General features: G+C 70.4%; 6 protein-coding genes. All 6 read left to right on the top strand.

Annotated elements, in window-relative coordinates; translation table 11 throughout:
• The first annotated feature begins 88 nt into the window (after window positions 1–88).
• A complete protein-coding gene (gene ftsW / locus ABZS71_RS32740; RefSeq protein ID WP_356215861.1) occupies window positions 89–1,465 on the top strand; it encodes a putative lipid II flippase FtsW in 1,377 nt (458 codons plus the stop codon).
• Between the two features lie 6 nt (window positions 1,466–1,471).
• A complete protein-coding gene (murG, locus tag ABZS71_RS32735; RefSeq protein ID WP_355852462.1) occupies window positions 1,472–2,566 on the top strand; it encodes an undecaprenyldiphospho-muramoylpentapeptide beta-N-acetylglucosaminyltransferase in 1,095 nt (364 codons plus the stop codon).
• Between the two features lie 13 nt (window positions 2,567–2,579).
• The gene (locus ABZS71_RS32730) at window positions 2,580–3,377 is read left to right on the top strand and encodes an FtsQ-type POTRA domain-containing protein (RefSeq protein WP_356215858.1); all 798 of its coding nucleotides are present in this window, start codon (window positions 2,580–2,582) and stop codon (window positions 3,375–3,377) included.
• Between the two features lie 275 nt (window positions 3,378–3,652).
• The gene (gene ftsZ / locus ABZS71_RS32725; RefSeq protein WP_356215855.1) at window positions 3,653–4,888 is read left to right on the top strand and encodes a cell division protein FtsZ; all 1,236 of its coding nucleotides are present in this window, start codon (window positions 3,653–3,655) and stop codon (window positions 4,886–4,888) included.
• A 43-nt stretch (window positions 4,889–4,931) separates the two neighbouring features.
• Window positions 4,932–5,663, top strand: a complete 732-nt coding sequence (gene pgeF / locus ABZS71_RS32720) for a peptidoglycan editing factor PgeF (RefSeq protein ID WP_356215852.1) — start codon at window positions 4,932–4,934, stop codon at window positions 5,661–5,663.
• Between the two features lie 3 nt (window positions 5,664–5,666).
• The gene (locus ABZS71_RS32715; protein ID WP_356215848.1) at window positions 5,667–6,386 is read left to right on the top strand and encodes a YggS family pyridoxal phosphate-dependent enzyme; all 720 of its coding nucleotides are present in this window, start codon (window positions 5,667–5,669) and stop codon (window positions 6,384–6,386) included.
• Window positions 6,387–6,457 lie beyond the last annotated feature (71 nt).

Below are 6,457 nucleotides of genomic sequence, written 5' to 3'. Positions count from 1 at the left end.
TCATGCGCCTCACGCTGCCCCTCCCGCCGTCATCGGCATCCCTGTGGTCGGGCTCTCGCACCGGCTTTCACGGGGAACGTAGCAGCGCTTGTCGGCCCCGCGGGTGCGGGCGGTCGCGCGCGCCGGAGGGCGGGCGGCGGCTCTCGCGCGCCCGCGGTGCGGTGCGGGCGTCTCCCGCCCTGAGAGCGGCCCGTCGCGGGGTACGCTCCTCGATGCGCTGCGCGGGCCGCAGCAGCGCGTCCGGCGGGCCTGGGACCGGCCGCTCACCGCGTACTACCTGATCCTCGGCGGCGCGCTGCTGATCCTGGTGCTCGGTCTGGTGATGGTCTACTCCGCCTCCCAGATCAAGGCGCTCCAGTCGGGGCTCGCCCCGTCGTACTTCTTCCGCAAACAGCTCTTCGCCGCGGCGCTCGGCGGCGCCCTGACGCTGCTCGCCGTGCGGATGCCGATCAAGCTGCACCGCGCCTTCGCCTATCCGCTGCTGGCGGTGTCGGTCTTTTTGATGTGCCTGGTCCAGGTGCCCGGGCTGGGGATCGCGGTCAACGGCAACCGGAACTGGATCTCCTTCGGCGGCCCGTTCCTCCTGCAGCCCAGCGAGTTCGGCAAGCTCGCGCTCGTCCTGTGGGGCGCCGATCTGCTGGCGCGCAAGCAGGACAAGCGGCTGCTGGCCCAGTGGAAGCATCTGCTGGTGCCGCTGGTGCCCGCGACGGCGATGCTGCTCGGCCTGATCATGCTGGGCGGTGACATGGGCACCGCGATCATTCTCACGGCGATTCTTTTCGGCCTGCTGTGGCTGGCCGGTGCCCCCACCCGGCTCTTCGCGGGCGTGCTCGCCTTCGCCGGGGTGATCGGCGTGCTGCTCATCAAGACCAGCGCGAACCGGATGTCCCGGCTCGCCTGCATCGGCGCCACCGAGCCCGGCGCCCATGATCAGTGCTGGCAGGCGGTCCATGGGATCTACGCCCTCGCCAACGGCGGATGGTTCGGCTCCGGACTCGGTGCATCGATGGAGAAATGGGGCGAACTACCCGAACCGCACACTGACTTCATCTTCGCCATTACCGGGGAGGAACTCGGCCTGGCGGGGACGCTGTCGGTCCTCGTACTCTTCGCGGCTCTAGGCTATGCGGGTATCCGCGTGGCCGGACGCACGGAGGACCCCTTCGTGAGGTATGCCGCGGGAGGCGTGACCACCTGGATCACGGCCCAGGCCGTGGTCAATATCGGCGCGGTGCTCGGTCTGCTGCCGATCGCCGGGGTTCCGCTCCCGCTGTTCTCCTACGGAGGGTCCGCCCTGCTGCCGACCATGTTCGCCGTCGGCCTGCTGATCGCCTTCGCACGGGCAGAGCCCGCCGCGCGGGCGGCGCTGGCCATGCGGCAGCCTGCTTTGCGGAAGAAGCTGGCTCGGGTGAGACGGAAGACGATGAGACGGCCCGTCAAGAAGCGGCCGTCCGGAGAGCGGTGAATTTCGGTGCATGTCGTACTCGCCGGTGGGGGGACCGCCGGCCACATCGAGCCCGCGCTCGCCCTCGCGGACGCCCTGCGCAGGCAGGACCCGACCGTGGGGATCACGGCGCTCGGCACGGAGCGCGGGCTCGAGACCCGGCTCGTGCCCGAGCGCGGCTATGAACTCGGGCTCATTCCAGCCGTGCCGCTGCCGCGTAAGCCCACCCCCGAACTGATCACCGTCCCCGGGCGGCTGCGCGGCACGATCAAGGCCGCCGAGCAGATCCTGGAGCGCACCAAGGCCGACTGTGTGGTCGGCTTCGGTGGCTATGTGGCGCTGCCCGGCTATCTGGCCGCCAAGCGGCTCGGGGTGCCGATCGTCGTCCACGAGGCCAACGCCCGCCCCGGTCTCGCCAACAAGATCGGCTCCCGCTACGCCAAGTACGTCGCGGTCTCCACCCCGGACAGCAAGCTCCGCAACGCCCACTACGTCGGCATCCCGCTGCGCCGCTCCATCGCCACCCTCGACCGGGCGGCCGTCCGGCCCGAGGCGCGCGCGGCCTTCGGCCTCGACCCCAATCTGCCGACGCTGCTGGTCTCCGGCGGCTCGCAGGGCGCCCGCCGGCTCAACGAGGTGATCCAGGCGGTCGCCCCGTTCCTGCAGCGCGCCGGAATCCAGGTGCTCCACGCGGTCGGGCCGAAAAACGAACTGCCGCATGTGGACAACATGCCCGGTATGCCGCCCTATATCCCGGTACCGTACGTGGACCGGATGGACCTCGCGTACGCCGCGGCCGACATGATGCTCTGCCGCGCGGGCGCGATGACCGTCGCCGAGCTGTCCGCCGTCGGTCTCCCGGCCGCCTACGTCCCCCTGCCCATCGGCAACGGCGAGCAGCGGCTCAACGCCCAGCCGCTCGTCAAGGCGGGCGGCGGACTGCTGGTCGACGACGCCGAGCTGAGCCCCGAGTGGGTGCAGAGCAATGTGCTGCCGGTGCTCGGCGATCCGCACCGGCTGTACGAGATGTCCCGGCGGGCCGCCGACTTCGGCCGCCGGGACGCCGACGAGCTGCTGGTCGGCATGGTGTACGAGGCAATCGCGGCACGCCGCCAGGCGTGAGAAGGCAGGGAGCGTGGCCGGACCGTCGACCGCCGAGCGCGGTACACGAGGGACGTCGCCGTCCGGCCCGCCCCCGCGCCTCCTCACGGCGCGCCGGGGGCTCCGGCTGCCCGGCCGCCGCACCCTGGTGATGATCGCGGTGGCGGTGACCCTGCTCGGCGCCGGCGCCGTCTGGCTGCTCTACGGTTCGAGCTGGCTGCGGTCCGAGCGGGTCACGGTCGCCGGCACCGCCGTCCTCACCCCCGAGGAGGTGCGCGACGCGGCGGCCGTCCCGCTGGACACCCCGCTGGTGGCGGTGGACATCGGAGCCATCGAACACCGGCTGCGCGAGCGGCTGCCGCGGATAGCGAAAGTGGACGTATCCCGGTCATGGCCGCACACCATCAGTCTGGATGTGACGGAACGCAAGCCCGAAGCGATTGTCGGAGAGGGCGGGAAGTTCCGCGAAGTGGACGCGGACGGCGTCCGGTTCGCCACCGACACCAAGCGTCCGAAGGGCGTTCCGCTGCTGGAAATGGAGCAGGACCGGTCGCCGAGTTCGCGCCATTTCGGCGCGGCCCGGCTGCGCCGGGAGGCCGTCCGGGTGGTCACCCAACTCCCGGCGAAGATCCGCGCGGACACCCGTTCCGTCCGCGTCCGCTCGTACGACTCGATCACCCTTGAGTTGACCGGTGGCCGTACCATCGCATGGGGGAGCGGCGAGCGCGGTGAGGCGAAGGCGAAGACGCTCATCGCGCTGATGAAAGCGCAGCCGCGCGCGGATCACTTCGACGTCAGCGCGCCGAGCGCCCCCGCGGTGTCTCGCAGTTGACGTGATAGTGGCAGGCCAGCACCCTGGTTGGCTAGCCCACTGGGTGATCACATAGGGTGAAAAGAAAAGCGGGAGGTTCGGCGTGTTCATTGAACGCGCGACACTTGTCGACTTACTGTCCTGTTCCGAAGAGTCCGGGAAACAGAGGCACTGGTAACCCTAAACTTCAGCGTTAGGGTTGGGGTCGGCAATCGGAACCGTCCCATTCGGCATCAGTCGGCGCACCGCGGCAAGGCGGGGTGACGACACGTAACTCGAGGCGAGAGGCCTTCGACGTGGCAGCACCGCAGAACTACCTCGCAGTCATCAAGGTCGTCGGCATCGGCGGCGGTGGCGTGAATGCCATCAACCGGATGATCGAGGTCGGGCTCAAGGGCGTCGAGTTCATCGCGATCAACACCGATGCGCAGGCCCTGCTGATGAGTGACGCCGACGTCAAACTGGACGTCGGCCGCGAGCTCACCCGTGGACTCGGCGCCGGCGCCAACCCCGACGTCGGCCGGAAGGCCGCAGAGGACCACCGCGAGGAGATCGAGGAGGTCCTCAAGGGGGCCGACATGGTCTTCGTGACGGCGGGCGAGGGCGGCGGCACGGGGACCGGCGGCGCCCCGGTGGTCGCGAATATCGCGCGTTCCCTGGGCGCACTGACGATCGGTGTGGTCACCCGTCCGTTCACTTTCGAGGGCCGCCGCCGCGCCAATCAGGCGGAGGACGGCATCGCGGGTCTGCGCGACGAGGTCGACACCCTCATCGTGATCCCGAACGACCGGCTGCTGTCCATTTCGGACCGTCAGGTGAGCGTGCTCGATGCGTTCAAGTCAGCGGACCAGGTGCTGCTGTCGGGCGTTCAGGGCATCACCGACCTGATCACCACCCCGGGTCTGATCAACCTCGACTTCGCGGACGTCAAGTCCGTGATGTCCGAGGCGGGCTCGGCGCTCATGGGCATCGGCTCGGCGCGCGGCGACGACCGCGCGGTGGCCGCCGCCGAGATGGCGATCTCCTCGCCGCTGCTGGAGGCGTCCATCGACGGCGCCCGGGGCGTACTGCTCTCCATCTCCGGCGGCTCCGACCTCGGTCTGTTCGAGATCAACGAGGCCGCCCAGCTGGTGAGCGAGGCCGCCCACCCCGAGGCGAACATCATCTTCGGCGCGGTGATCGACGACGCGCTCGGCGACGAGGTCCGGGTCACCGTGATCGCGGCGGGCTTCGACGGCGGCCAGCCGCCCCCGAAGAACCGCGACAAGGTGCTCGGTTCGTACAGCGGCGGCGGTCGCGAGGAGGGGTCCGGGAGCTCGTCGAGCCGCCCGTCCACCCCGGAGGCCGGGCGCCCGTCCTTCGGCGGCCTCGGCAGCGTCACCCCGCGCGAGGAGGAGTCCGCTCCGGCGGACCCCGCCCCCGTCGCCGAGATGCCGCCCCCGGTGTCCACCCCGCACCCCCAGGTTCCCCCGGCCCGTCCGTACCCGGAGAGCCAGGCCGAGGAGCTGGACGTCCCGGACTTCCTGAAGTGAGCCGCCCGGCCCGGCGGGGCGACGACCCTGAAGCGATCCAGAAGTGATAGCGCAACAGCACGACGCGAGCGGCGCCCATTTCGCCTTCACCGACCGGTGGGGCGGGGTGAGCGCCGCTCCGTACGACGAGCTCAACCTCGGCGGCGCGGTCGGCGACGACCCCCAGGCCGTACTGACCAACCGTGAACTGGCGGCCAAGGCGCTGGGGCTCGACCCGGCGGCGGTCGTCTGGATGAACCAGGTGCACGGCCGGGATGTCGCCGTGGTCGACGGCCCCTGGAGCGATGAGGAGATCCCCGCGGTCGACGCGGTGGTGACGACGTGTCGGGGGCTCGCCCTCGCCGTCCTCACCGCCGACTGCACTCCGGTGCTGCTGGCCGATCCGGTGGCCGGGGTCGCCGGGGCCGCTCATGCCGGGCGGCCGGGGCTCGTCGCCGGGGTGGTTCCGGCGGTGGTCGAGGCGATGACCGCGCGGGGCGCCGACCCGGCCCGTATGGTCGCCCGCACCGGCCCCTCGGTCTGCGGCCGTTGCTACGAGGTTCCGGCGGCGATGCGTGGATCGGTCGCCGAGACGGTGCCCGAGGCGTGGGCCGAGACCGGCTGGGGCACCCCGGCGGTGGACGTGGCGGCCGGGGTGCGCGCCCAACTCGCCCGCTTCGGCGTCGAGATGGATGGACAATCTCACATCTGCACGCTGGAATCGGCGGACCACTTCTCGTACCGGCGCGAGCGCACGACGGGGCGGCTCGCGAGCTATGTCTGGTTGGACGGCTGAGCTGTGACGGATCGCAAGACGGAACTGGCCGCGAACCTGGCCCAGGTGGAGGAACGTATCTCCGCTGCCTGCGCCTCGGCCGGTCGCAAGCGCGAAGAGGTGACCCTGATCGTGGTCACCAAGACGTACCCCGCGAGCGATGTCCGTTTGCTGGCGGAACTCGGGGTCCGGCATGTCGCCGAGAACCGCGATCAGGAGGCCGCCCCTAAAGCCGCGGAATGCGCCGATCTGCCGTTGATGTGGCACTTTGTCGGACAATTGCAGACCAATAAGGTGCGTTCCGTTTCCAGTTATGCGGATGTGGTGCAATCCGTCGATCGCAAGCGATTGGTCGACGCGCTCTCCGGTGCGGCGGTGGGAGCCGCTCGTGAGATGGGCGTCCTGATTCAGGTCGCGCTCGACGCGGACTCCGGTGAGCGGGGAGCGCGCGGCGGCGTCGGACCGGACGGAGTGGATCAGCTGGCCGAGTCGGTGGTCGAGGCCGAAGGGCTGCGGCTCGACGGGCTGATGACCGTCGCGCCGCTGACCGGCCCCTTCGCGGGGCGGCCGCGGGCGGCCTTCGACCGGCTGATGGAAATCTCATCCCGCCTGCGCGCGGCGCATCCTGCTGCGAACATGGTCTCGGCGGGGATGAGCTCGGATCTTGAGGAAGCGGTGGCGGCCGGAGCGACACATGTGCGCGTTGGCACTGCGGTACTCGGAGTCCGACCCAGGCTCCGGTAACGTCGCGAAGAAGTCGGACCACAGCAGAAAATATGGTCATTCCCGTCAAATGGCGGGCGGGCCACGTGGAT

This window comes from Streptomyces sp. NPDC005393 (genome assembly GCF_040606675.1).
Classification (GTDB): Bacteria; Actinomycetota; Actinomycetes; order Streptomycetales; family Streptomycetaceae; genus Streptomyces.
Note: the sequence above shows the minus strand (reverse complement) of the source record. Positions and strands in the feature narration are given on the sequence as shown.